Origin of the sequence: Methanoregula sp., assembly GCF_049686655.1 — an archaeon.
Taxonomy (GTDB): domain Archaea; phylum Halobacteriota; class Methanomicrobia; order Methanomicrobiales; family Methanospirillaceae; genus Methanoregula.
This window is the reverse complement of the sequence record NZ_JBAVIG010000051.1, coordinates 1-26,439: the sequence shown is the minus strand read 5'-3', so window position 1 is coordinate 26,439 and position 26,439 is coordinate 1. Positions and strand designations below refer to the sequence as shown.

Below are 26,439 nucleotides of genomic sequence, written 5' to 3'. Positions count from 1 at the left end.
CCTTAACAAAGGATTATATAAAAGATAAGATGGGGAAAATTCACGATAAGTAGAGCCCCTTGAAGACCTTGGCACCATGTTACGTGAACAAGGCCGGGGCACAAGTTGGGAAGTTACTTCCCACCCTTGGTTGACAAAAAGTCACCAAGGGCGAAGTAGCGGCGAGAGCCGGTTCCGGCGGACTTCCCGTTTCCTTGAGCATGCGTGGACTGCGTGAATGAGATTCTGTACACCGGAACAGGTCCGGTCAAAAAAACCCGGGTTCACCATTCAACCGAAGTAAGGGCCTTCACAACTGCCTCTGCAAACGCTTCCGATGCAGCCGGGCCATTTGCCGTTATAATCCGGGTGTCCGTGACCACGGGCTGGTCCACCACGATAGCACCCCCGATTTTCATCTCGCGAAAAACTGCAGGATTATCGAAATGGGTTGCTTTCTTTCCTTTCAGGATACCCGCCCGGGCAAGGATCACCGGGGCAAGGCAGATGGCCGCGACCACTTTCCCCTTATCCCTGAGATATTTTACGAGAACCGGGAGGATCTTATCCTCCCAGAGATAGGACTGCGATCCAGATCCCCCGACGATGATGATCCCGTCATACAGATTGGGATCAACTTCCTCAAACGAGAGAGTGGCAATGGCCTTTGAACCCGGCATACCGGTGCAGGGTCCCCGCCTGGTCGATGCAATATCAAAACCAATGCCGGCATTCTGCAGTGCAGCAACAGGCGCGGCAAGTTCCTCGTCCCGGAATTTCTCCGGGGCGAGCGCAATCAGTACTTTCATAATCTTCAGCATCTGACGTTTGTCTGTACAGGATTATGGATATTGCGAATTATCCCCTGGCAAAAAACGATCGGTCCCTCACGAAGTCGGGAGGGGGGGCGGGTTTTTTGTCATCTCCTCGAGCCGGGCCTCGACTTTCCGGAGCGTGTCGACCTCGAGGAAGATCAGGATATTTCCTGCAATCTTATGTTCTTCCGAGGTGAGCTTCACCCGGAACAGGATCACATCATCCACCTCGACCGTCATCTGGGCGATGAGGGAGGTGATGGCGGCATGCGCCATGTCCACGACAAGGACGGGCGGGGATGGCAGCATCATGAAACCGAGAAGGTCGGAGGTAGCACTCAGGAAGGACGAAATCATGATATTCCCCACTTCGAGGATCGTGCTCTGGTCCATCTCGCTCAGCGGGTGATCCGTATCGCGGGAGCCCTGCATGATGGTCGCCGTCCTTATCGCCGAGTCCCGGGGGAAATGGAGCACCAGGAAACCGCCGTGCGGAATATCCCCCTGGATCTCAAAAAAGACCATCGTGGTCAGTTCGTCGGTCAGAAACTCCCCGACCCGGGCTATATCCACGATATTGATCTCCGGCACGTTCATCCCGATATGGGTATCCAGCATCTGGGAGAGCGTTGTGGCCGAATGGGCAGCGCCGATATTCGCCAGCTCCTTCAACGCATCCATCTGCTCCGGGGTAAATTCCATGCAGCACAATCCCGGGTCACCGGATCGGGCCATGGTTTGTCTTCTGCAACCACCCGTCTCGTAGCAGGTGCACTACGCTTACCGATAACTCAGATGGTGAGATGATGGGTATGGCATCATTTATAATTATGTATCAGGCCCCGGACGAATCTCCAGGGTGAGGCCCGGGAGAAATGATGGCCGCAACCCTGCCGACGCGACCATCAGATAACCGGACCTTGATCCCGTGGGGATGGGATACAGAACCGGTGAGGATCTCCTGTACGGTTCCCCGCGTCAGCTTCCCGCTCCGCTGGTCGCTCTTCTGGATGATATCCACGGTCATACCTGGCCGTATGTTTGCCCGCTGCCGTGAGGAGTTATCCGGGGTCATGATCACTCATTGCCGGGAGAATGGATACGTGTTCCCCCGGTTATTCCGGGGGACGGATCACGATGAACGGCCGGAACGTGCCGCGGGCTGCATGGCAGGATCATCTGACCCGAGGCCCTGCTCAAGATACCCACGTGCAATTGCCCACCCGTGGTTTTCCCCCGGCATCAGGACGTAAATGTCTGTGTCGTATTCATTCTCCCGGGGTCCGAATATGTCCCAGCGATTCATTCCAAGGAGCGTCGATGTGATACTCACCGATGCGTTCGGGCCTGACCGGTAATCCGCATATACGGATGACTGGTATGAATAACATTGCCGGTGATCAGGAAGGGTTTCATTCCCCCTGCAGCCGGTCAATGCGGGATCCGTTACCGGGCGGAACACCGGGCTGTTCTCTACGGGATTCCGGGTATCGATCATCGTTTGCGAACTGATATTGGTGGACAAGGTGACGGCATACGGGTGCGCATGGCTTGTCCCGGCCGGGGGGACAAGGGAAGGGATCGTGATCCTGACCAGGGTCGACTTGCCGGTATCGTACAGGGTCGTTGTCCAGGTATCCGGCACGCCGGTTATCTTCTGTGCACTGTACTGTGCGATGACAGGGGAATTCCCGTTCCGGTCCTCAGGAACCGGGATGAAGAGCGTCACATTGCTGAGCGGCGAATCCGTGGCGATGGTGCAGGTATAGGTATAGGAACCTGCAAAGGATGTCCGGTATGCATTCTCCACATAGGCAGAATACCCGGCCAGTGCAACAAACGTCACGAGAATTATGATGAATACCGCAAGGGTGATTTTAATGATCCTGTCCATGACCGGTCACAACCTCCGGCACCGGCATGACTGCCCTGGTAAGGGTGATGCCCGGGTACCGGTCTGATAATCATGAATACAGCTGCACCGGATTGAATACCTGTCGATATGCACAGGGAGGGATCGGGCATCTGAAAGGGTGCCGGCTACCTGTGGCTGCATCCGCCCTTCCGGCAACTCACCGGCCACCATGCATTTATGACTGCAAGGGGGAAACGTTGTACGATGGAGCCTTCCACAAGCCTTGTCCTGCGGAATGTGACCGTTCCGGGCGGGCGCATTACGGACATTGAAGTCAGGGAGGGGAAGGTAGTTCATGCGGGCTCTGCCACACCGGCAGATCAGAGCGTGGACTGCACCGGCCTGTTCGTGCTCCCGGCGGCAGTGGACATGCACGTGCATATGCGGGGCGGTCCCCAGTCAGCAAAGGAGGACTGGTCGAGCGGCAGCCGGAGCGCCCTTGCCGGGGGTGTGACGGTAGTTGTCGACCAGCCCAACACCATCCCGCCGATCACGAACCCGGAATCGTTCAGGGCCCGGGTGCTGGAGGCAAAGGCGCACTCGTTCTGCAGTTTTGCCATCAACAGCGGCGTGACATTCGATACCCCGATCAGGGCGATGTGGAGCTCGGGTGCAATGGCCTTCGGTGAGACGTTCTTTGCCCCCTCAAGTTACGGGGACGCAATCACAAAGGACGAACTCGCAGCAGCACTGCGCGAGATCCATTCCTGCGGGGCACTGGCGACGATCCATGCCGAGGAGATCGGCAGCGGTGCCGACAACAGCCTGCCTGCCCATGAACAGGTGCGGTCCGCTGAAGGCGAACTGCGTGCGGTGAAGGCTGTGCAGGAGTGCAATACGGCCGGGTGCCGGCTCCATTTCTGCCACCTGAGTTCCGGGGACTCCATTGCCGCTGTTACGGGATCGGTGGAAGTGACACCCCACCACCTCTTCCTTGCCGTTGACCGGTTCAGGCCGGATGATGCCCTCGGAAAGGTGAATCCCCCGTTGCGGAGCGGGCGGGAACGCAAAGGTCTCTGGACCCGGTGGCAGCGGATCGATGTGATCGCATCGGACCATGCCCCGCATACACTGCCGGAGAAACGATTACCGTTTTCGGAAGCGCCATCCGGCATCCCCGGGGTCGAGACGATGGTGCCGCTCCTCATGGCCGAAGTCGTGGAGAAGCGGATCAGCCTGCAGGACGTTATAGCAAAGACCTCAACAACTCCCGCCGCCCTGCTCGGGATTCCCCCGGCCGGGTTTGCACCCGGTGACCGGGCTGATTTTGCACTTTACCCGAAAACAGCAGTCCCCGTGGACCCGGACCTGCTGCACAGCCGGTGCGGGTTCTCCCCGTTCGCCGGGCTCCCCGCGGTATTCCCCTCCCGGGCCATCCTGGGCGGGACGGTCGTCTATGAGGAGGGGGAGTTTACCTGCGGTCAGCCGCTCTGGTTCGCCGGGAAAGGGTACTATCCGCAGTGAGCCGGGACCACCGGTCCCTGCGGGGCCCGGCAGTACCCGTCCGAAATCCTCAATATCCCGGACACCGAATGTGATGGTGCCGAAACAAGCGTACCCATAGGTCCCCGGGTGATCGATTGACATGTGTCTGGAAGTGATCCATGGGACAACCCGGGTGCGCGACAGGCATCTGCCCGGCATGGGTTAAAACACAGGTGAAGGACGGCAGCAGCCACTGGTGATCCATGTGCGTTAATGCCGGGCTACATTTCCTTATGACGAACGGTGGCAAAATGCCGGATATCACGGACGCTCTTTTCGAGGACCGGCACGGGGTCGTTATTGCAATTGAAGTGACAGCAGGTGCAAAGACCAGCGCATTTCCTGCGGGATACAATGAGTGGCGGAAGATGATCGGCTGCCGGGTATCGGCGCAGGCTGTTGAGGGGAAGGCAAACAGGGCCGTGATCGCACTGGTTGCACAGAGTCTTGATGTACCCCCGGCTTCAGTGAGTATCCTTTCGGGTTCCACGGCATCCCAGAAACGGATTCTTGTAACCGGTATGACGAAGAACGAACTGCTCGGACGGCTCTCTCCCCTCGTTGAATAAAACCTGCTGAAAACAAAAAAGGCGGGCAGGTTACAAGGTTAACGTGTTCTGAATTGTTCTGCATAATACCGTACGGTTTACCGGAACGGAAAAACAGGGATACGATGCTCAGCAATGATCCTGTACTTTAAGTAATTCCAGGCAATATATAAATAGTATACCTATGATCAGGCCTTACATCCATTGCATGATACATGGGGGTGCGTTTACTTGTATTCACCGGATACTACCAAGTACCTTATTCACATCAGCGTCACCGCAGAGGGGGTGGTCGAGAAACCTGACGTAGTCGGTGCCATATTCGGGCAGACTGAAGGGTTACTCGGCGAAGATCTTGACCTGCGGGACCTCCAGCGAACAGGACGTGTCGGACGGATAGACGTCCAGATCACGAGCAAAAAAGGCGAGACAAAAGGCGAGATCATGATCTCGTCCTCCCTTGACCGGGCCGAGACGGCGATCCTTGCCGCGTCGCTCGAGACGATCGACCGCGTAGGTCCATGCGTAGCGCATGTGTCCGTGGAATCGATCGAGGATATCCGGGTCAGCAAGCGGAAGAAGATCGTTGAACGGGCAAAAGAGATCCTGATCGAACGGTTCGAGGACGGGACGATCGACAGTGACGAACTGCTGGACGATGTCCGCCAGACCCTCCGTATTGAGAAGATCGGGTCCATTGGCGAGGAACGGTCACCGGCAGGGCCGAACGTGCTGGAATCGGATGCGATCATCATCGTCGAGGGCCGGGCCGATGTCCTGAACCTGCTGCGGTACGGCATCAAGAATGCCGTTGCTGTTGAGGGGACGAACATCCCAAAGAGCGTGGTGGAGCTCTGTGAGAAGAAGACCACTACCGCTTTCTTTGACGGTGACCGGGGCGGCGAACTGATCCTCCGCGAACTCCTGCAGGTAGCAGACATCGATTTCGTTGCTTTCTCCCCCAAGGGAAAGAGCGTCGAGGATATGACGAGGAAAGAGGTGATCAAGACCCTCCGGAACAAGGTACCTGTGGAATATGTGCGGGACCAGTACTTCGAGACCTCGACAGAACTCCCGGCCGATCTGCGGTTCAGCCGTGCGGTACCCGATGCTGATGAATCCCCGGAACGGAAAGGCAGGCACCACACGCCGGCAAAACGCCCCCGGGACTCCTCCGGCGGCCCCTTAAGCCTCCGGGAACATATCGAGGACGTGAAGGGGCAAAGCCTTGCCCGGTTCCTGAACGATGACCTGACGGTGGTCAAGGAGCTGCGATCGGATGAAGTGGAGAAGGCGATCGAGACGATCGATACCTCCGCGACCGGGCTCGTCCTGGACCGTCCCGTGGACCAGAAACTCCTCGACCGGCTCGTCCAGAAAGGCATGTCCTATGTTGCGGCCCGCGATTTCAAGGGAATCATCAAGCGGCCCCTGACGATACGGCTGCTGAAAATGGGATCGTAACTCCCCACACAAATTTATTTATCCTGTATAAAACTATGTTACTGTCTGGAGTGGTCACATGCATAAAGACGAACTCATCAATCTTCACCAGATGCTCGCGGAGGTCAAGGATTATTTTGAAGAGATTAACCCCGAGCTGAAATTCTCCCAGTACCAGTCACTGAAGATCACACCCTCCCAGCAGCACAAGAGCAAGATGGAGCATAAATACGCGATCTTTGTACTCGGTACCGAGATTGCGAATGCAATGAAGGAAGTGGACTACAGTTCATCCAGCAGGATCTCGGCAAGAATGAAAGAGCTTGCCGACAAGACACTCAAAGAGATGGATTACACTTCATAACCACAATCTTTTTTTGTCCCTGTTTTTCTGTTCCCGTTGATGCAGCCCCGGTTGGGATCTCTCCTGCAGATTGGGGCACCACGACAACAATATTGAAATCCCAATAAAGACGATTCCGGGTCATGCAGTACTTCACCGACACGGACATGGGACTGGATATCGGGCTTGTGAACAGGGCCGTGGAATCTGCCTTTGCCGATCACGGGAAGGGGCTTGTCCAGATGCCTCCCAAAGTCTACGTGACCCTGCCGGCCGGTGATTTCCGTACCATGCCCGCATACCTGCCTTCGCTGGATATCGCCGGGGTAAAAATCGTGAACGTGCATCCCGGTAACCCCGCCCACGGTCTCCCGACGGTGATGGCCCTGACCGTGATCCTCGATACCGGGACCGGAAAACCCGTGGCCATTCTCAACGCCACGCGGCTGACAGACATGCGGACCGGGGCAGCAGGAGCGGTGGCCTGTAAGTACCTGTCACCGAAAAAAGAGATCATCCTTGGCGTAATCGGGACCGGGAAGCAGGCAGAGGCGCAGGTCTCGGCCATCTCACGGGAACTGAAGATACAGCAGATAAAGGTCTGGAGCCGCGACGAATCGCATGTCAGGAGATTCGCCGACCGGTTCATGGAGTTTCCCTGTACCTCGGGCCCGGTGGAAAAGGTGTGCGACTGCGATGTGCTGGTCACCACCACACCATCGAGAACTCCTGTTGTCCGGGACGAATGGATCCACGAGGGGACGCACATCAACGCGATCGGTGCCGACGCCCCGGGCAAGGAGGAACTCGATCCCGCAATTCTCCGGCGGGCGCAGGTCTTCGTGGACGACCCGGCGCAGGCCGTTCATTCCGGGGAGATCAACGTGCCGATTACGAAAGGGCTCTTCCACGAGGCCGATATCGCCGGCACTATCGGCGAAGTGGTGATAGGCAGGAAGCAGCGGCGGGACCCGGCTGCCATTACGGTCTTCGACTCGACCGGGCTTGCGATCCAGGACCTTGCGATTGCAAAGATCGCAATGCAGCACGGGAAAACGTTCGAGCTGCCGTTCCCGTGAGGAGATAATCGGCATAGTGTGGGGGGGTCCGCTGCCAAAACCCCCCTCCAGTTATTTTTTTAATCCGCGTGAACCCCCCTCTCACCATGCAGAGGGGGTTGGCCGGGGACTCCACTCCCCTCCGGCCCGGGAGAAACCTTCTGATCAGATTTGAGTAGGCTTCCGGATTGCGAGTTTCGTCTGATGGTTCATGCGATTGACAGGTCCGGGACGCGTGCAATAATGCACAATTCTCAAAAATGATATGGGGGGGTTGGCGATAGACCCCCCCTCCACTATTTTTTTAGTGAGGGGGTACCCCCCCCACCCGGCCGGAAGGTGCTGGGGGGTACCCACCCCTCTTGTGCCGGGAGGGGGAGCTACCCATACCTCCCATGCCCGGTGGGTGGGGTGGGTACCCCCCTTTGCGGCAATCCTGATACCTCTTTATCATTCCTTCGATATCGACGAGAGCCATGCCTTGGGTCCATCGGCCCGGGTGCGGCTCTCGAAGACCGCCGGCCTGATGTAATTGATGGTCCACCCGTCCCGGAAGATATCCCGTATCTCTCTTTGTGATATCCTCCTTGGGCCGTACCCGCCGGGCTCCAGTTCAGAAAAGCAGAGCATGAAGTATTTCCCGGCAGGGGACAGGATGGCCGCAAGGTTGTCCACGAATACCGGGCGGTCCTCATCGGACAGGGTATGGAAAAGCCCTGAATCGGTGACGGTATCGAATGTCCTGTTGAGACGGGAAAGTTCCAGTGCGTTCAGGACAAGAAAATGCACCGTGAGTCCTCTTCCTGCAGCCTTCTCCCTTGCCTTCTGGATCGCAAGAGGGGCAGAGTCGATCCCCCACACTTCATGCCCTTCCTTCGCAAAGAACAGGGCATGCTCCCCGGTCCCGCATCCTATGTCCAGGACAGAGCCGGTTATCTCACCCCTCCGGACCAGCTCAACGAACTCCTTCTGGGGCCGGCCGATATCCCAGGGGGGTGTACCCCGGTATGCCGAGTCAAAGAAATCCATACTTCACCATGGCATTTGATATGCTTATCAGTATTTCTTCAGGATTTGCAACATAAGGTGGGACTTCAATCCGAACACGGGATATTCTTTTAAAATTGTGATGAACGACCGCCGCCCCGAAGGGCGCCCCGCTGCGGATCAATTACCTTTCATTTCTTGGTACAGGTAATGAGTAGCGCAAAACCCGCCGAGGCGTTTTGCGCGTAAGGCATCGTTAGATCAAATATTTTTAAAGGAATATTCAAACGTTCAGATTTTACAATCTCTTATGCCGGATATTTCAAATTTTGATTTATTTGAATTGGACAAAACAAATAAATTAAAAATTGAAAGTCAAGTTCAAAGCATTGAGTCGAATATTAATCAGGTAAAACAAAGATGGAAATCCTACTTAGAATCTTTGAAAAATGACTCAGATCTAGTTTTATCACCAAACCAAGTACGCGAAATAAAAAATGATTTGAATCGTGACGATAGAAAAATTGTATTATGGGATCTTCATAATCTTCATGATACTTCAAAATATAACGAAATTTATCGAGATTGATGCATTTTTTCAACGCTACAAGGTCAGAAATTAAATTTTACACTCAAAAACCTTTACAAAATTATGATAAGATTATCCATCAACGAAAAATGGATTTATTGCGCGAGATTTCATATTTAATAACAGCCATTGGAGGCACCGGCGTTGTGTATTTTGCTTTGAAGATTTTTCGGCTATGTAGAATTCCTCGGTAAAAGATCCATCTAAAGATCGCGAGAATAATTTTCGAGATGTTGTAGAGGATCAATTTGATTTTGAGTTCTTTGACCTGTGCTTGGAAGTTCCGTGCGTTCAGGGCTTCCCTGAACTTTTTTTTCAAGACGGAGAATACTGTTTCGACCTTGTTTCGTTGATGATAGCAGGCCTTGTCGAACGACCTGGCGAGTTCTCGTCGGTAGGTACCGAATATCCGCTTTCGTTTTCTGGTTCTGACCGGGATACGAGAATAAGCGTTAAGGTCATCGCGGGTGAGTCTGTGATCTTCAGAATCTTATCCTTTATCGAGGACGTAGACATCGGATTTTCTCGTTCTGTGACATTGAACAAGGAGTTTTTCCGCGTGAGGGATATCATGGACCGGTTGCTCCAGCGATCCTGAACCCGGTTATGATCTGTCGATCAGTATCGACGGAGATAGATGTTTTCAGAAATCGTTTTCGGGTCTTCCCGGTTCTCCAGGAATAATATGAACTGGCATAGGAGCTGGTAAACCCCGACGAATCAATCGCGGAACAAACGATTCTTTCATCCCTGTCGTAAAATTGTTTAATGAGCCGGTTGAATAACCGGGTGAATGTTTGAGGATCTTATCCGTTGACAGAACGTATGGATCGTCGTGAAATGAGGGACTTCATCGAGATGGATTTTTTCTCGGAGAGAGTCCATGACCGCGGTAAGCTCAACCGTGTCCCGGTAATTTTCAGACAGGTACTCTTTCAGGTGCAGGAGAATGAGTAACTGGTGCTGAGAATACGTTTTTCTTGAGAATTTCGACAAAAATAGTGGAATCCCGGATCAGTCCTGAGGATAATTCAACAAACCGGATATACCGGTTTGCTGACACTATTTTGCCTCCTTGATTGTTATTCGCATAATAAAGTAAGGAGGCACCGTACCTTAGCTTTTGTGGTCAACAGATTACGTCGGTTACCACAGGTTTTCTACAGAGCCGATTTTTCATCTAATTTAAAAACAATATAAAGTTTTGTATTGTTAGAATCCTGCCCATCGTTTCACTCTTCCGGCTTCTCCTTCGCGTACTTCTTCCACACCTGCTCCCGGTACACCGGCCCGCTGTTGTAGGTGCAGAAGGGAACCAGTTTCCCGTCGGGAGTTGCATAATGGATGCAGCAGCGCTGGACCCGCTCGATATCGTAGTTGTACTTGTCCATGAAGTGCATGACGCCGATGAAGAGCGCATTCCAGTGGAACTCCCGCAGGGCATCGAAGTTCTGGCCGATCAGGGTCTTGCCGATGATCTTCCAGAACTCCGCAGTATTGCCCTGCTCCCCCTTCTTCACGGAGCCGTGCATCTCCTTGACACCTTCGAGAAGCGCCTTGTACTTATTGATGGTCCCGCCTTTCTTGATGGTCTCGGCCATATGCTCGATCGATTCAAAGAAACTCTCCACGTCGACCATGCGGTTGACCGGGATGACGCCGTCTTCCTGCACGAACACATATGTCGCAGCCCCGCAGTGCTGGTGGGCGGTGAACCGGACCTGCGGCCTGCCGGTATAGGCCTCAACGAGATCCGAGAAGGGGAGCACGCATGGTACCGGGTAGAAATCGTCCTTCTTGAGGATCCCGTCCATCTGGTCCTCGATCCGGCCGAGGACATCGGGGATGGTGATCCGGGCATTTTCCAGGTCTTCGTCGCTTGCAGCGCCGGTGAATGCCACAGGCTGGAAATTCACGCCCCGCACGACAGCGATATTCTCGATGGCAAACCGGATGATATCCCCAAGCTCCTTGTCATTCCGGCCCCTGATAACGGTAGGGACGAGCACGGTCCCGAGCCCGACTTTCCTGAGGTTCTCAAGCGCTTTCCTGTGGATCGCAAGGAACGGGTTCGTCTCGGGGGTTACGCCGTCAAAATGCAGGTAAACCGTATTGAGGCCGGCGTCCTTGAGTTCCTGGGCAAGACCCGGATCTTTTGCGAGCTTTACACCGTTTGTCGCGATCTGCACCTGGGGGAACCCCATTGCCTTGGCCTTCCGGATGATATCCGGCAGGTCATCCCTCATCGTAGGTTCCCCGCCGGAGAACTGCACCGCAGGGGCCGGGATCGGTTTTTCGTCCCGCAGCACCTGCAGCATCCTGACAATATCGTCAAAACCGGGCTCGTACACAAAACCGCAGGCCCGTGCGTTGGCAAAGCAGAAATCGCAGTCGAGGTTGCAGCGATTGGTCAGGTCGATATTTGCAAGAAGCGTCTGGGAATGGTGGTTATTGCACAACCCGCAGGCTGTCGGGCAACTGTTCGCAGGTGCACCGGGGTTCTGGGGATTGGCGATCCCGTTTCCTATGGCATCGTACTCCTCGAACCGGTGATACATGCGGGCATCCGACCAGTAAAGGTGCCGGAAGATCCCGTGTGACGGACATGTCCGCTTCAGCCAGATCTTATCGTCTTCTTCTACAATTTCCGCTTCAAGGACGGAATTGCAGGTAGGGCAAAGACTGCGTGTCTTTTTTATCAGCATGTATGTCCACTCGGTTCAGATTATAGTTACAGGCAGTAAAAGATTCCCCTTGGGGCAACCTTAATGTTTCTATCTGTTCTTTACTACAGGTATTGGATGGAGTGCTACATTATTAGTACCGATTTCTTCATAATACCATTGCTTTCCGCAGTCTGGATCATGCTGCCGGCATACCTCCCGAACCCGGTAGCCGCGGTGTCCGGTGGGGGAACTCCCGTGGATTTCGGCAGGAATTTTACCGACGGCCGCAGGATCTTTGGCGATGGCAAGACCTGGCGGGGGCTTATCGTCGGCATCCTTGCAGGTGTCGGGATCGGTATTATCCAGATCTGGGCTGCAGGTGCCTTTGAACTTGATTTCCTTCCCCACCTTACGCTCCTGGCCGTCTGCCTTCTCGCCGCGGGCGCACTTCTTGGAGATATTGTCAAGAGTTTTTTCAAGCGCAGGTCTGGCAGGGAGCGGGGAGCGAAGTGGCCCGTTGCCGATCAGTATGACCTTGTGGCAGGAGCATTTCTCCTCCTCGTCATCTTCGACTCAGGCTGGCTCTTTGGGGAGATCACACTTCCCGCATTCATCTTCATCCTGATCCTCACTCCCATCCTCCACCGGGCAATGAATATCATCGGGTTCACTATCAAAGTCAAGGAGGTACCATGGTAAGGAACGCACTTGCAGAGATGCTCATCAGGTACAGGGCGATCGAATTCGGGGATTTTACGCTCGCATCCGGGGCAAAGAGCCCCTATTATATTGACGTGAAATCTGCGGTGACCAATCCGGATCTGCTTGCAGCAGTCGCTGAAGCTGTCGCCTCCGCGCACGAGTTCGACGTGATTGCCGGCGTAGCAGTCGGGGGTGTGCCCCTCGCGGTCGCGGTCGCCCTCACTGCAAAAAAGCCGTACGCGATCATCCGGTCCTCGGAGAAAAGTCACGGCAAGAAAGATGTCATAATCGGCAATGTGAAGGACAAGGATGTCCTGCTGATTGAAGACGTAACGACCTCGGGGGGTTCTGCGCTGTACGGTATCAAAGCACTCCTGGCAGCCGGTGCCCGTGCAGACCGTGTCGTAACCGTTGTCGATCGCGAACAGGGAGCGGAAGCGGCATTGAAGAGCGAAGGCGTCCGGATCATCCCCCTGGTACGGCTGAGCGAACTCTTAAAAGAGTAAGGACTTTTTATTTCCAGCGTACACTAGGATGGTATGAAGATTCTCGTTGTGGGCGGGGGAGGAAGGGAACACGCGATAGCCTCTGCCCTCTCCCGCAACACACAGACTGCCATTCTCTCCGTAATGGCAAAACGTAATCCCGGTATTGATGGTATCGCCGGTAAGGTTCTCCTCGCAAAAGAGACCGATGTACCCCGTATCGTCTCGTTTGCACGGGAGAACGACGTGGATTATGCGTTCATCGGCCCCGAAGCCCCGCTCGAGGCAGGCATCGTTGACGCACTCGGAGCTGCCGGGATTCCCACGATAGGCCCTGCAAAGACTGCTGCCCGGATCGAGACCGATAAGGCATTCTGCCGGGATATGATGGAGCGGAACGCAATTGAAGGATGCCCTAAATACCGGGTCTTCCATTCCCTCCCGGAAGCCGAAGAGTTCATAGAGGATTACGAGGGGGACCTTGTTGTCAAGCCGATCGGGCTAACCGGCGGCAAGGGCGTCAGGATCATGGGCGAACAGGTGGACCGGGCCGGGGCGATTGACTATGTCAGGACCCTCCATGGCGAGGCAGTCCTCGAGGAGCGGCTCATCGGAGAGGAGTTCACGCTCCAGGCATTTGTCGACGGCACCCATCTCGTACCCATGCCGCTTGTCCAGGACCACAAACGGGCGTTTGACGGGGATATCGGGCCGAACACCGGTGGCATGGGTTCGTACTCGATGCCGGACCACATGCTCCCCTTCGTGACAAAAGCGGATTACAAAAAAGCGATTGAGATCATGAAATCGGTGGTGGCTGCCATGGAGCGGACCGGCCAGCCGTACAAAGGGATCCTCTACGGCCAGTTCATGAATACCACGGAGGGGCCCAAAGTGATCGAGTTCAATGCCCGTTTCGGGGACCCGGAAGCGATGAACGTCCTCTCCCTCCTGACTTCCGATCTATCGGAGATCGTGCACCATATTGCCGAAGGATCGCTCCTGCCGTCCCACGTCTCGTTTGATGCACAGGCTACCGTCTGCAAATATCTTGTTCCTGACGGATACCCGGATTCACCCCATGCCGGCGATCCTGTCCTCATCGGTTCCCACGATGATGCGCTTCTCTATTATGCCAATATTGAGAGATCAAACGGGGGACTGGTCACCCAGACTTCGCGGACCCTTGCCTTTGTCGGCTTAGGAGAGACGCTTGAACAGGCAGAACAGGCCGCCGAATCTGCGGCATCCGCGGTGAAAGGAAAGGTCCGCCACCGCAGGGATATCGGGACGCAGGAGCTGCTCAACCGGCGGATCGCGCATATGAAGGAGCTGCGATGAAGAAAGATTTTATTTCGATCCTTGATATCGATGAACTGGAACTGGAGCAGCTGCTTAACGAAGCACACGAGCTCAAGCGCCAGAAAAAAGCCGGGATAAAGCACCTGCTGCTTGCCGGCCAGACGCTCGCGATGATCTTCGAGAAGTCCTCGACCAGGACCCACATATCCTTCGAGGTCGGGATGAACCAGCTCGGCGGCCATGCCCTCTTCTTAAACGCCGGCGACATGCAGATCCGGCGCGGCGAAGAGATCAGGGATACGGCCCGGGCCGCGTCGCGTTACGTCTCCGGCATGATGATCCGCGCCTACAAGCACAGCACCATCGAGGAGTACGCGAAATATGCCACGATCCCGGTCATCAACGGCCTCTCGGATCTCGAACACCCCTGCCAGCTCCTTGCCGACATTATGACCATCCAGGAGCATTTCGGGTCCACAAAGGACATCCGGGTTGCCTGGGTAGGTGACGGGAACAATGTATGCAACTCCCTCATCCTTGCAACCGTCCTGACCGGTCTCAGGGTCACCGTAGCCACACCGGAAGGCTATGAGCCTGCCGGGGAGATTGTAAGGAAAGCACAATCCCTTGGCGGCGATGTCACGCTTGTCCGGGAGCCCGGGCAGGCGGTAAAGGATGCCGAGGTGATCGTCACCGACACCTGGATCTCGATGGGTGACGAGGGTGAGAAGGAAGAGCGGATGCGGGTTTTCAGGAAATATACTGTCGATGCACCACTCATGAAACATGCATCGCCCGATGCCCGGGTCCTCCACTGCCTGCCTGCTCACCGTGGCGAGGAGATCACGGACGAAGTGATGGAAGGCGGCCAGAGCCTTGTATGGGACGAGGCAGAGAACCGGCTGCATGCCCAGAAAGCCCTGCTGGTCCGGCTGCTCAGGAAATAATTTTTAAATTTTTTTTTATCAGACCTTGCCGGAAAATTATCAATCACGATCGCGATTTTATTTTGCGAGCGGGAGCCGGAATTTTTTTGTAAAAGGGTTCGCCAGAATCCGATCTGAAATTGGTTTCATGATCGAATCACCGGGTTGTTTGAACTTGGTAGTATTAAGGAGGATTCCCCGCCTCAGGGCCTCTCCGAGGCACGGCGGGGCAGATTGCCGGTTTTCAAATATGACCGGTAATTGAGGCCGCCGCGGGGGCGTCCCTTCGGGGGCGGCGGCGTTCATCGCAATCTTTGAAGAATGTGACTACCCCATTTTCACACATTTTTTTACCACAGGTATAACCAATCGATCGTTATCGAGGTTCGAATCCCTATACCAGAACTTTTCCTTTGGGTTATAAGTATCTCGCGTATTGCAACCCCATCATATGTGGCATTTATTCTGATAATCCCATTTTAAAAAAATACAAAAAAAATTTGAAGATTACTTTTCTTCAACGAACGCTTTCAGCTGTTCGATCATGTATTTCTCAACTTTCTGGACAGTCTCCAGCGGGCCGCGGAAAGCGAGCAGTTCCCGTTCGTCTCCTTCCATGTTGGCGAACTTGAGTTTTTCCATGCGCTCAACTACCTTGACATCGAATTTTTCTGTAACAGCAAAGATGATCTTCTGCGGGACGCCGGGAGGGATGAGGACATCATAGAGTGGTTCGTCATCAGTCATGTTCATGCACCTGTATCATTTACCTATCTTGATCCGCCGGCTCATAATACATGGGCCCCCGCGGACGCCCCCGATCGGATTCTTCGGTTTTCCGAGTGAGTTCATGCACCTGCCCATGAGCGCCGCGCCCCGGGCCAGGCCGTCATCCACGAAGACGAGGTGATCGTTCGGGTCGTCAAAGAGGTTGCGTTCGGTGATCCCTTTAAGAATATACTCGGGTTTCCGCCCGGAGATTGCCGCCCGGCCGGTGAAGCCTATGGACGCGTTCCGCGGTACGAGGCCCTTTTCCACGGCAACATCGATCAGGCGCAGGGCCATTCTCGCACAGACCCGGTCGATCACCTCGTTGAGAGTGGACATCCCATGGTTCTTGTGGATCTCCGCTCCAATCGCAAGGAGTTTGTCCATGTCGCTGCTGTTGGTACCGCAGTCGCATCCGATCATGGCGATCCCGGACTCCAGGGCAAGGCGGGCGTTGACCGGCACACGGCCGAACCGGTTCCGGTCGGCAGGCACGATCCGGATATCGATGTGCTCGTGGCACCGGTCTACGAAATCAGCTACCACTTTCCTGTTGCCCCCGCCAAACAATCCCCTGGCCACGCTGTGTTCGCCGAATATATCCAGTGCCGTCCCGGTCCGGGCCTGGACGAGACCGGTCCCCCGCACGATCGCATCGGGAATCGCACCGGCAAGACCGCAGAAGTTCCCCACGGTACGGGCAAACGGGTTCGGACTGTCCGGGTTGACATCCGTAGTGATGCGCCCGTCGAGGGTGGTACCGAAATCCACGGAAATACAGGGATTCCGGAAATCGACACCGGTCCATTTTGCACCTTCCTTTATCCCGGCCATGGCAAGCTCGCCCTCCATCTCGTTTGCCACCATCTCGACACCGGTAGAACCGACCGGGGGAATCACGCCCGCAACTGCCCCGACAAAGACCACCTTGTCGGCAAAACTGAACGGCTGGAGTTTCTCCGGCTGGTTCTCTTTTGACATGGGTGGGGTCATCTTCCGGGGAGGAACCCCGGCCACCAGGCAGCCATTGGCAAGTGCGATGACAAAATCCCCGATCTGGTCCGGGGATTCCATCTCCGCAACCACACCGGTACTGCGGACAACAAAATCGAGATCTTTCTGGATGTCCAGATGCACTTCGCTGTGGCACTGTACCAGGGTATCCCGCACCAGTTCGGTCACGGCTTCGCGGGTGAGCGGCGTGCCGTCAAGCGTTGCCCCGAAGACCGTTTCGTTTGGTTTCGGGGGACGGATATCCCGGCTCATGCTGACGGTCTTGTTGATCACGTACGACATGCCGGTCTCGAGGCTGACACCGGTGAGAATGCACTTGGTCGTGGTGTTCCCCATCTCGACCGAAGCGACGAGAAAATAGGGCTTGTTCCTGTATTCGGGGATCTGCATCCCGGCGCCGTGGGTGATGGAAGGAGGCGGGGGGCTCTCCACGATATTTGGCTTGGGCCTGGTGAAGCGGGAAAAAAAACTGGCGCACATGTGATCCGAATCTTGTCTGGCAAACCATATACATTTCTGTTTTGAGTCAGGACGTGATTTTGGAGGATAAGAAACTTCATCACAGATCACATGGAGATGCTCCTTATGAAAGAAGCGCTGGAACCCTACCTGTCGGGCATATCGTTTTCAGCGCAGGGAAAATACGAAGAGGCTCTCCTCTCATTCGAACATTCGCTTGCACTGGACCCGGAAAACACCGGTGCATGGATCGGCAAGGGCCTTGCACTCGCGTACCTCGGACAATATGGGGCGTGCATCCAGGCATTCGACCGGGCAATTGCACGGGACGAAAACAACGAGATAACATGGTACAACCGGGGACTTGCACTGCATATCCTCAAGCATGACAACGAGGCACTCCGGTCATTCGATCGCATACTTGCAAAAATCCCCGAACACTCCCTTGCATGGGGAGGCAAAGCCCGGTCATATGCTGCACTTGAACAATATGACAAGGCGATCGAAGCCTATGACCGAGCTCTCCGGTACGGACCGGATGATGCGAACGAGTGGACGGGAAAAGCCAATGCCCTGTTCGAGCTCGACCGTCACGATGACGCCCTGCAGGCTTTTGAAAAAGCCCTCTCCCTTGATCCCGCGAATGTCCATGCCCTCACTGGCAGGGGTGCTGTCCTTATGGAACTTGGTCAGGTGGAGGAATCGGTAAAAACTTTTGACCGGGTCCTTGTACAGGACTCCGGCAACATTACGGCCCTTGCGGGAAGGGCACAGGGGCAGATCAACCTGAACCGGTTCGATGAAGCGCTCGGGAACCTCACACAGGCGATCAGGATGGACAATCATGATGCAAAATCCTGGTACCTGAAAGGGGTGACCCTTGGTAAATCCGGTCGTACGGCCGAAGCACTGCATGCATTCGAAGAAGCGATACATCTCAGCCCGAATATCGCATTGGCATGGTACAACGAGAGGAATACGATCCGTTTTCTGGTACGGGATCACGATGAGATCAAAGCCTTCGATCGGGCCGTACCGATAGATCCCGGCCTCCATGAAGCCTGGTCAAGTCACGCCTTCGGGCTTACCCGGTCCGGCAAATTCGAGGAAGCAGTCCAGGAATATGAAAAGGAACTGGGGCTGTCACCTGCCTCAACTATTCTCTGGTATAACAAGGGTGTTGCTCTCGACACTCTTGGCAGGTACGAGGAAGCACTGAAGGCGTATGATACAGCGGTAGCTAAAAATCCCGAACTTGCGGCAGGATGGTACAATAAAGCACTGGTGCACACGTACCTTGGCGAATACGGCCCGGCACTGGAGTCATATGACCGGTCTCTTGCAATCGACAAGAACTCTGCAGTAATCTGGTTTAACAAAGGACTCGTATTTGGTATCCAGGGCCGGTACGACCAGGCCCTCGGTGCATTTAACCGGGCGATCACCATTGCCCCGAAAATGGCTGCCGCCTGGTATAACCGTGGCATCTCCCTCCGCAGGCTCCATCTCCATGCTGAAGCAGCTGAATCCTATGATCACGCGATCCTGCTGGACCCGGGAAACATGCCGGCATGGTTCAACAAATCTGCAGAACTTCTCCGGAACGGATCATGGGATGCAGCCCTCCAGGCAGTTGACTTTGCCCTGACCATACGCGGGAACCATGCCGTCAGCTGGTACGTGAAAGGAATCCTTCTTGCAAATCTTGGCAGGGGACGCGAGGCAAAAACCGCACTTGCCAGGGCCAGGACTCTTGACGAAAAACTGTATCCTGTCCAGTACCCGTTCGGGGGTATCCTGTATTTTTCCCGGACCTATCATCCCGTCAGCAGTGACGATGCACGGAGCAGGCCTGCGGATTATACCGATGCACGGACATGGTACGAAAAAGGCGTGTCCCTGTACCGCGACTTTCATTATGAGGAGGCAGTTGCTGCCGTTGACCGGGCGCTCAGTCTGGATTCAGCGGTTCCCCGGGCGTGGGAACTCAAAGGACTCGCCCTGCATAAAATGGGAAGTGATCAGGATTCCCTGGCCGCATTTGATCATGCCCTTGCATCCGATGAGGGTAATTACCGCATCTGGAACATCAAAGGCCTCACCCAGAGAAAACTTCATGACCTGCCCGGGGCACTTGCTGCATTTGATCATGCGGTATCGGTAAATCCCCTTTTTTTTGCCGGGTGGCACAACCGCGGACTTGTCCTCCTCCAGATGAACCGGTTCGGTGATGCAATAACCGCATTTGATCATGCCCTTACCCTGAACCCGGGCGATCGGAAGACACTCAATGCCAAGAGATATGCCGAAAAGAAGATCCCGGCAGGGGTAACGCGGGAAATGCAGACATAACACCGGCCGGGTTGGCAGGCAAAAACAGGAAATTGACTCATAAACCGGAAAAAATTATTTCCGTTTCTTCTGCTGCATCTGCCTTACCATGCGTGCCTGGATGCCGAAATACTGGGAGACACCGATAGCATGGCACTGGTCGATCGAGGCACTGTCAAAAGAGACCAGATCGCTTGAGTAGATCGCATCCGGTGAGGACCGGCCAAGTACCCTGACCGATCCCTTATAGAGTTCAAGGTCTACAGAGCCGTTCACCCGCTCCTGGGTGGTATCGATGAAGGCATTCAGTGCTGCATAGAGCGGCTCGTACACCAGGCCCTTGTAGGCGAGCTCAGACCACTTGTCATCGACGGTCCGCTTGAAGACCAGTTCCTGCCGGGTGAGGGTGAGGCTCTCGAGGTCGCGATGGGCCGCGAGGATAACGGTTGCCGCAGGGTGCTCGTAGTTCTCCCGTGCCTTGAGCCCGAGAATCCGGTCCTCGATCATGTCGTTGCGGCCGATTCCGTGCTTCCCGGCAAGGAGATTCAGTGTCTGGATCAGCTCGTATCCCGGGTATTTCTTCCCGTTTATGGCTACGGGCAGGCCACGTTCGAATGCAAGGGTGATCTTCTCCGGTTTGTCCGGGGCTTTCCGGGGGGAGACCGTCCAGAGATAGATCTCTTCCGGGGGATGGTAGTCAGGTTCCTCGAGCCGGCCACCCTCGATGCTCCTGCTCCAGCAGTTCTCGTCCATGCTCCAGGGTTTGCTCTTCCTGACCGGGACCGGGATTCCATGCTGCTTTGCGTAATCGATCTCCCAATCACGTGTGAGGTTGAGTTCCCGTATGGGGGCAACTACCTCGAGACCGGCACCGCGGATAATGAAATCGAACCGGAGCTGATCGTTTCCCTTGCCGGTACATCCATGACCTATTGCCGTGGCACCTTCCTTGCGGGCAATCTTGACGACTTCCTCGGCAATGAGGGGGCGGGCAAGGGACGTGCCCATCGGGTAACCTTCATAGGAGCCGTTGGCCCGGATTGCCGGGTAAATATGCTCCCGGACAAATTTCACACGGGCATCGATGGTATAATGGCGGTCGGCAAGTTTCTTGCCCTTTTTTGTCGCGACGTCGATCTCTTCATCTCTCTGGCCGACGTTCACGGCAACAGTGACAACGCGGTCATAGTCATACCGTTCCTTTAAAAGGGGGATGCAGATGGAGGTGTCGAGCCCTCCGGAATATGCAAGAACAATAGTGCCTTTTCCCATGATTGATACTCCTTGCAGATGGTAGTGCTGTACCTGTTGGCAGTACCAGCATATATGTTCAGGGGCACAAAGGACGCAGGAATGAAGAATTTACAATATCCTGTGAGACGATCTGGTCAATAACTGAAAAAAAGTTGTTCAGGCTTTTTTCCTGAACGGCTATTGGATGGATTTACTGGGCGGTAACGATGATCTTTCCATCAGTTACTGGCTGGTAGACGGTCTTGTAGTCAAACGCGCCGACTGTGGGGAAGGTCACGGTTAAGGACTTGCCGTAGGGAATCGTAACGGTGTTCATGCCACCAAAGTATTGCCCGGTCTGGTAGTTGATTGCCACAACGCCATGGGGTTTGAACGGATCGTTATTCTGCCAGATAACTTCGCCACCAACGGGGATGTACACGGTCGTTCCGGGAGTTATGGTCATATCTGAATTGAAGGTGATCGTGACGGACGGCTGGGGTGTCGGTGTCGGTGTCGGGGTTGCATTCGGCGTCGTGTTGACGATAACAACGGGGACTGCTGTTGTCGGGATAACGGTCGGGGCTGCTGTTGTAACAACTGCGGTCGGGACTGCCGTCGGGGCAGGGGTGGCCACAGGTGCTGCCTGCTGGGATGTGCATCCCGCGAGCAGGATCCCGATAAACAGGATTGCAAGAACAACAAGTAATTTCTTCATGCATGTTTTTTGGTTATTTCGGTATATAAGGATATTCAATTTTTTTTTAGATTAACCCGGAAACCCGGCCGGTGGTTTCTGGTCACGGCCACGTAAAACAGCCCGGGAAAAAGAAATTCTGGCTATATTGCCCTTATTCCTTCAGATAATGGCTTATTGGCTCAAGCGTCACTTTCTCGCGCTTGATCGCGTCAATGGCGAGAGCGGCTGCCCGCGCTGCCTGAAGGGTCGTAATATAGGGTATCTGGAAGTCCACTGCCGCACGCATGATCTGGTAATGGTCCTGGCGGGACTGTTTGTCCTGCGGGGTATTGATGATCAGACGGATCTCCCCGTGCCGCATCATGTCCAGCACGTTGGGCGACCCTTCCTGGACCTTCCGGACCAGGTGGGCTTCCACACCCGCATCATGCAGGTAATCCACGGTCCCTTCCGTACCGTACAGGACCAGGCCGAGATCGCGCAACTGGCGTGCGATTGGGATCGCCTCTTCTTTCTGTTCCATATTCACGGAGATGAAGATGTTTCCCTTGAGGGGCAGTTCGTTGTCTGCGGATATGCAGGCCTTGTAAAACGCGAGGCCAAAGTCATAGTCGATACCCATGACCTCCCCCGTGCTCTTCATCTCAGGGCCGAGGACGGTGTCCACGCCGGCCAGTTTGTTAAAGGGCAGCAGCACCTCCTTGACTGCAATATGGCGGATCTCCCGTTCCTTGTATCCGAGGTCCTTCAGTTTCCTGCCGATCATGACCTTTGCGGCAATCTTCGCGACAGGAGTTCCCGTCGCTTTCGAGACAAACGGGACGGTCCTGCTGGCGCGGGGATTTGCCTCGAGCACGTAGACTATGGAATCCTTGACAGCAAGCTGGAGGTTGACAAGACCCACCACGCCGAGGCCCATGGCGATCTTCCGGGTATAGTCCCGTACGGTATCAAGGACTGCCGGGGAGAGTGACTGGGTGGGGATCACGCAGGCAGAATCTCCTGAATGGATCCCGGCCTGTTCGATATGTTCCATGATCCCGCCGATGAGGACTTCCTCTCCATCGCAGACCGCATCGACATCCAGCTCGACCGCATTCTGGAGATAGGAGTCGATGAGCACCGGGTGGTTCCGGCTCACCCGCACTGCCTCTTTCATGTAGGTCTCCAGTTCGCGCTCGTCATGGACGATCTCCATGGCCCGGCCGCCAAGCACATAGGACGGCCTCACAAGTACCGGGTATCCGATCGTTTCTGCTTTTGCGCGGGCTTCACCTTCGGAATAAGCAGAACTGTTGGCCGGGCTGGGGATCTTGAGTTTTGTGAGGAGAGAACTGAACCGGTCGCGGTCCTCGGCAATATCCATCGCATCCGGGCTTGTCCCGAGTATGCGGGTGGACAGCCCGAGCCTTCGGATCTCTTTCTCAATCGGTACAGCGAGGTTGACCGCGTTCTGTCCCCCGAACTGGACCATCACGCCAAAATAATTATCTTTCCGGAGGATATTGGACACGTCCTCGAGCTGCATTGGTTCGAAGAAGAGCCTGTCTGAAGTATCGAAATCCGTAGAGACCGTCTCCGGATTGTTGTTGACAATGTGAACCTCGACCCCTTCGTCCCGCAGTGCCTGGACCGCGTGGACCGTGCAGTAATCGAACTCTATGCCCTGGCCTATGCGGATCGGGCCCGACCCGAGGATGAGGACTTTCTGCCGGTCACTGGGTACGATCTCGCAGACCGGTTCCTGTGTCGAATAGAAATACGGGGTCTGTGCGGGGAACTCTGCAGCGCAGGTATCTACCATTTTATAAGACGGGAGGCCGGCAACAGCCTCTATCTCTTCAAGAGATTTTCCGGTAATCTTCATTATTTCGGCATGAGAGAAGCCATATTTTTTTGCCGCAAGGATTGCATCGGTTCCGCCATCCTGTACAAGCCGCTTCTCCATATCCACAATGTTCCGGATCTTCTCGAGGAAGAACGGGGTGATGGAGGTGAGATGGGCAATCTCGTCAAGGGTGAAACCAACCCTGTATGCGTCGAAGAGGCAGTGGAACCGTTCATCCGTAGGACGGGAGAGGATCATGCGGATCTCGCTCGGGCTCGTATGGGACCGCACGTCCGTATCAAGGGAGCGCTTGGCCTTCATGAAGGCCTCTTCCAGCGTCCGCCCGATCGCCATGACCTCGCCGGTACTCTTCATCGAAGTAGTGAGTGTCCTGTCGGCACCCTTGAACTTGTCAAACGGCCAGCGGGGGACCTTGACGACTATATAATCAATTGTCGGTTCGAACGAGGCGAACGTGCACCCGGTTACGGTGTTGGTGATCTCGTCGAGATGCAACCCGATCGCGATCTTGGCTGCAACCCGGGCAATCGGGTAGCCGGTCGCTTTCGAGGCGAGCGCAGATGAACGGGAGACCCGGGGATTGACTTCGATGACCCGGTAATCGCCTTCCCAGAACGCAAACTGGACATTGCAACCACCCTGGACATCAAGGGCACGGATGATGTGGATCGCTGCGCTGCGCATCATCTGGTACTCGTCGTCGCGGAGCGTCAGGATCGGGGCTACGACCACGCTCTCCCCGGTGTGGATGCCCATCGGGTCCACGTTCTCCATACCGCAGACGATGATACAGGTGTCGGTCGCATCCCGCATCACCTCGAACTCGATCTCCTTCCAGCCCATCACGCTCTCTTCGATGAGCACCTGGTGGATACGGGAACGGGAGAGGCCGAGTTCAATAATCCGGGCCAGTTCCTCGCGGGTCTTGCCGATACCGCCACCGGCTCCCCCAAGGGTATATGCCGGGCGGACGACCGCCGGAAGACCGATTTCGCGGATTGCCTCGTCGATCTGGGTCATCGAGTTAAGGACTATGCTCTTCGGGACCGGCTCCCCGATCTCCCGCATCAGGTCCCGGAACTTCTGCCGGTCCTCTCCTTTGTAGATCGCCTCGAGCGGTGTACCGAGGATCTCGACCCCTTTGAGCGCGCCCATCTCGGCAAGTTCGGCCGTGAGGTTCAGGCCGGTCTGGCCGCCCATACCGGAGAGGATCCCGTCCGGTTTCTCCTTCTCGATGATCTTGGCGATAATGTCTGCCCGGAGGGGTTCGATATAGACTTCGTCGGCCATCTCCGGGTCTGTCATGATCGTTGCCGGGTTGGAGTTGACAAGGACTACCTTAATGCCTTCTTCGCGGAGGGCACGGCAGGCCTGCGATCCGGAGAAATCAAATTCTGCGGCCTGGCCGATCTGGATCGGGCCGGATCCAATCAGCAGGACTTTTTTGATATCGGTGCGTTTCGGCATGATCAGGCGATCCTCCTGAAGAGCGAGTCGAAGAAATGCGCTTCCGTGTCCCGCGGGCCCCCGTGGGCTTCAGGATGGAACTGGACGGTGGTGAGGCAGAGGTCCTCGTTCTCAAATCCTTCGACCGTGCCATCGTTGACGTTTGTATAGGTTACCTTCGAGCCCTCAGGCAGGGATTCGGCATCCACAGCAAACCCGTGGTTCTGGGTTGTGATAAAGATCCGTCCGTCCTTGAACCGGACGGGCTGGTTTGCCCCCCGGTGCCCGAACTTCAGCTTGTAAGTATCGCCACCGAGTGCAAGAGCGGAGACCTGGTTGCCCATGCAGATCCCGAAAATCGGCAGCTGGCCGAGAAGTTCCCGGATGCAGGTGATCGCATCGGTCGCCTGCTTGGGATCGCCGGGGCCGTTACTGACGAAGAGCGCATCGGGTTTGCAGGCCATCACCTGGTCTGCGGTGGCGTTGTAGGGGAAGACATGGAGATCGCCACCCCGTTTTGAGAGGCTGGTAAGCATGTTCTTCTTAATACCGAGATCGATGACGGCGATCCGCTTCCCGCTTCCCGGGAGATGGTACGGCTGTCTGCAGGAGACTTCGGGAATGGGCACGATATCGCAGATGGTGGGTGTCCTGCGGGCGAGCTGCACTGCATAATCACCATCATCGCTGCCAATAACGAGGGCCGCCCGCATTGTGCCGTGGACCCGGGTCTTGATAGTCAGGGCACGTGTGTCGACCCCCGTCATGCCGAGCAGGTTATTCTCTTCAAAAAAAGATCTGATGGAAGGCCGGGTGGATGGTTTCTCGCAGATCTCCCGGGTGATGCAGCCCAGGGCGCAGACCTTGTCGTTCTGGAAATTCTGACGATCAACGCCATAATTGCCGATCAGCGGGAACGTGAACATCAGGATCTGGCCAAAATAACTCGGGTCGGTGAGGGATTCCATATAGCCGGTCATCTGGGTGTTGAATACCAGTTCACCGGCACATTCCCCTTCGGCACCAAACCCCTCTCCCACGACGTATTGTCCGTCCTCAAGACCCAGAACCGCCTTCATGATTTCCATATGTTATGTGCCGGAATAGTTATTAACGATAGTGCAGGTAGCAGAAACACGACCCACCGGTATCGGTTTCCTACGGGTAGACGTCAGGGGATCTATCTCCGGGTATTGCCTGAGGCACTTCCAGAAAAATGCTCTGTAGAAAACTTCATAATCGCTGACGCTCTTTTGGGCTTTGCCCCCGCCGCTATGGCATCCCCCGGTTGCGATGACTATTGTATTACCTGCCATTTGACTCGGGGCTCATCGCACTGCGCCCCGTCCCCCGCGGGGGACTGGTGGCGCAAGAGGGGGGCATCGTCTCTTTGAAA

At 55.3% G+C, this 26,439-nt stretch carries 23 protein-coding genes and 1 pseudogene; 11 read left to right on the top strand and 13 right to left on the bottom strand.

Going from position 1 to position 26,439, the window contains the following annotated elements; genetic code table 11:
- Nucleotides 1-263: 263 nt before the first annotated feature.
- The 4 genes from WBL42_RS06680 to WBL42_RS06665 form a co-directional block, all read right to left on the bottom strand.
- Complete coding sequence (locus WBL42_RS06680) at nt 264-788, bottom strand: DJ-1/PfpI/YhbO family deglycase/protease (protein WP_424720495.1); 525 nt, start codon at nt 786-788, stop codon at nt 264-266.
- A gap of 78 nt (nt 789-866) precedes the next feature.
- Nucleotides 867-1,496 carry a chemotaxis protein CheC gene (locus WBL42_RS06675; RefSeq protein WP_424720494.1) on the bottom strand — a complete coding sequence of 210 codons (630 nt, stop codon included), beginning with the start codon at nt 1,494-1,496 and terminating at the stop codon, nt 867-869.
- Nucleotides 1,497-1,629: 133 nt separating this feature from the next.
- Complete coding sequence (locus WBL42_RS06670) at nt 1,630-1,869, bottom strand: YwbE family protein (RefSeq protein WP_424720493.1); 240 nt, start codon at nt 1,867-1,869, stop codon at nt 1,630-1,632.
- A gap of 57 nt (nt 1,870-1,926) precedes the next feature.
- Nucleotides 1,927-2,688 carry a hypothetical protein gene (locus tag WBL42_RS06665; protein WP_424720492.1) on the bottom strand — a complete coding sequence of 254 codons (762 nt, stop codon included), beginning with the start codon at nt 2,686-2,688 and terminating at the stop codon, nt 1,927-1,929.
- 225 nt (nt 2,689-2,913) lie between these two features.
- Here WBL42_RS06665 and pyrC point away from each other — a divergent pair, with 225 nt between their 5' ends.
- From pyrC to WBL42_RS06640, 5 genes are all read left to right on the top strand, one after another.
- Nucleotides 2,914-4,173 carry a dihydroorotase gene (gene pyrC, locus WBL42_RS06660; protein ID WP_424720491.1) on the top strand — a complete coding sequence of 420 codons (1,260 nt, stop codon included), beginning with the start codon at nt 2,914-2,916 and terminating at the stop codon, nt 4,171-4,173.
- A 272-nt stretch (nt 4,174-4,445) separates the two neighbouring features.
- Entirely contained in the window at nt 4,446-4,763 is a 318-nt protein-coding gene (locus tag WBL42_RS06655) for a DUF167 domain-containing protein (RefSeq protein WP_424720490.1), read from the top strand.
- A gap of 210 nt (nt 4,764-4,973) precedes the next feature.
- Complete coding sequence (gene dnaG / locus WBL42_RS06650; RefSeq protein WP_424720489.1) at nt 4,974-6,206, top strand: DNA primase DnaG; 1,233 nt, start codon at nt 4,974-4,976, stop codon at nt 6,204-6,206.
- 58 nt (nt 6,207-6,264) lie between these two features.
- On the top strand, nt 6,265-6,549 hold the full coding sequence (locus WBL42_RS06645; protein ID WP_424720488.1) for a UPF0058 family protein: 285 nt from the start codon (nt 6,265-6,267) through the stop codon (nt 6,547-6,549).
- Between the two features lie 122 nt (nt 6,550-6,671).
- Nucleotides 6,672-7,607, top strand: a complete 936-nt coding sequence (locus tag WBL42_RS06640; RefSeq protein ID WP_424720487.1) for an ornithine cyclodeaminase family protein — start codon at nt 6,672-6,674, stop codon at nt 7,605-7,607.
- A gap of 429 nt (nt 7,608-8,036) precedes the next feature.
- Here the strand turns inward: WBL42_RS06640 and WBL42_RS06635 are convergent, their stop codons facing one another.
- Nucleotides 8,037-8,615 carry a class I SAM-dependent methyltransferase gene (locus tag WBL42_RS06635; protein ID WP_424720486.1) on the bottom strand — a complete coding sequence of 193 codons (579 nt, stop codon included), beginning with the start codon at nt 8,613-8,615 and terminating at the stop codon, nt 8,037-8,039.
- A gap of 268 nt (nt 8,616-8,883) precedes the next feature.
- Between WBL42_RS06635 and WBL42_RS06630 the strand changes: the two genes are divergently transcribed.
- Nucleotides 8,884-9,162 carry a hypothetical protein gene (locus WBL42_RS06630; RefSeq protein ID WP_424720485.1) on the top strand — a complete coding sequence of 93 codons (279 nt, stop codon included), beginning with the start codon at nt 8,884-8,886 and terminating at the stop codon, nt 9,160-9,162.
- 79 nt (nt 9,163-9,241) lie between these two features.
- Here WBL42_RS06630 and WBL42_RS06625 read toward each other — a convergent pair.
- Together WBL42_RS06625 and tes are read right to left on the bottom strand one after the other, a co-directional pair.
- Nucleotides 9,242-10,176, bottom strand: a pseudogene (locus WBL42_RS06625) (IS5 family transposase); the annotation flags it as partial.
- A 218-nt stretch (nt 10,177-10,394) separates the two neighbouring features.
- Entirely contained in the window at nt 10,395-11,867 is a 1,473-nt protein-coding gene (gene tes, locus WBL42_RS06620; RefSeq protein ID WP_424720484.1) for a tetraether lipid synthase Tes, read from the bottom strand.
- A gap of 159 nt (nt 11,868-12,026) precedes the next feature.
- Here tes and WBL42_RS06615 point away from each other — a divergent pair, with 159 nt between their 5' ends.
- From WBL42_RS06615 to argF, 4 genes are read left to right on the top strand one after another with little or no spacing between them, the layout of a single operon-like run.
- Nucleotides 12,027-12,527, top strand: a complete 501-nt coding sequence (locus WBL42_RS06615; RefSeq protein ID WP_424720496.1) for a CDP-2,3-bis-(O-geranylgeranyl)-sn-glycerol synthase — start codon at nt 12,027-12,029, stop codon at nt 12,525-12,527.
- Complete coding sequence (gene pyrE, locus WBL42_RS06610; protein ID WP_424720483.1) at nt 12,521-13,036, top strand: orotate phosphoribosyltransferase; 516 nt, start codon at nt 12,521-12,523, stop codon at nt 13,034-13,036. Before WBL42_RS06615 ends, pyrE begins: the two co-directional genes overlap by 7 nt.
- A 33-nt stretch (nt 13,037-13,069) precedes the next feature.
- Nucleotides 13,070-14,356: a phosphoribosylamine--glycine ligase gene (gene purD / locus WBL42_RS06605; protein ID WP_424720482.1), complete on the top strand. Its 1,287-nt coding sequence runs from the start codon at nt 13,070-13,072 to the stop codon at nt 14,354-14,356.
- A complete protein-coding gene (argF, locus tag WBL42_RS06600; RefSeq protein ID WP_424720481.1) occupies nt 14,353-15,264 on the top strand; it encodes an ornithine carbamoyltransferase in 912 nt (303 codons plus the stop codon). The genes purD and argF overlap by 4 nt, the downstream gene beginning before the upstream one ends.
- A 486-nt stretch (nt 15,265-15,750) precedes the next feature.
- Here the strand turns inward: argF and WBL42_RS06595 are convergent, their stop codons facing one another.
- The gene (locus WBL42_RS06595) at nt 15,751-15,990 is read right to left on the bottom strand and encodes a hypothetical protein (protein ID WP_424720480.1); all 240 of its coding nucleotides are present in this window, start codon (nt 15,988-15,990) and stop codon (nt 15,751-15,753) included.
- 15 nt (nt 15,991-16,005) lie between these two features.
- Nucleotides 16,006-17,505: a methanogenesis marker 14 protein gene (locus WBL42_RS06590; RefSeq protein ID WP_424720479.1), complete on the bottom strand. Its 1,500-nt coding sequence runs from the start codon at nt 17,503-17,505 to the stop codon at nt 16,006-16,008.
- A gap of 90 nt (nt 17,506-17,595) precedes the next feature.
- Between WBL42_RS06590 and WBL42_RS06585 the strand changes: the two genes are divergently transcribed.
- Nucleotides 17,596-19,836 (top strand): tetratricopeptide repeat protein, encoded by a 2,241-nt coding sequence (locus WBL42_RS06585; protein WP_424720478.1) that lies wholly within the window; start codon nt 17,596-17,598, stop codon nt 19,834-19,836.
- Nucleotides 19,837-19,890: 54 nt separating this feature from the next.
- Here WBL42_RS06585 and WBL42_RS06580 read toward each other — a convergent pair whose 3' ends face one another.
- From WBL42_RS06580 to carA, 4 genes are all read right to left on the bottom strand, one after another.
- Complete coding sequence (locus WBL42_RS06580; protein WP_424720477.1) at nt 19,891-21,087, bottom strand: argininosuccinate synthase; 1,197 nt, start codon at nt 21,085-21,087, stop codon at nt 19,891-19,893.
- A 172-nt stretch (nt 21,088-21,259) separates the two neighbouring features.
- Complete coding sequence (locus WBL42_RS06575) at nt 21,260-21,766, bottom strand: hypothetical protein (RefSeq protein WP_424720476.1); 507 nt, start codon at nt 21,764-21,766, stop codon at nt 21,260-21,262.
- Between the two features lie 133 nt (nt 21,767-21,899).
- Nucleotides 21,900-25,064, bottom strand: coding sequence for a carbamoyl-phosphate synthase large subunit (carB, locus tag WBL42_RS06570; RefSeq protein WP_424720475.1), 3,165 nt, complete (start codon nt 25,062-25,064; stop codon nt 21,900-21,902).
- A 2-nt stretch (nt 25,065-25,066) separates the two neighbouring features.
- Complete coding sequence (gene carA, locus WBL42_RS06565) at nt 25,067-26,122, bottom strand: glutamine-hydrolyzing carbamoyl-phosphate synthase small subunit (RefSeq protein WP_424720474.1); 1,056 nt, start codon at nt 26,120-26,122, stop codon at nt 25,067-25,069.
- Nucleotides 26,123-26,439 lie beyond the last annotated feature (317 nt).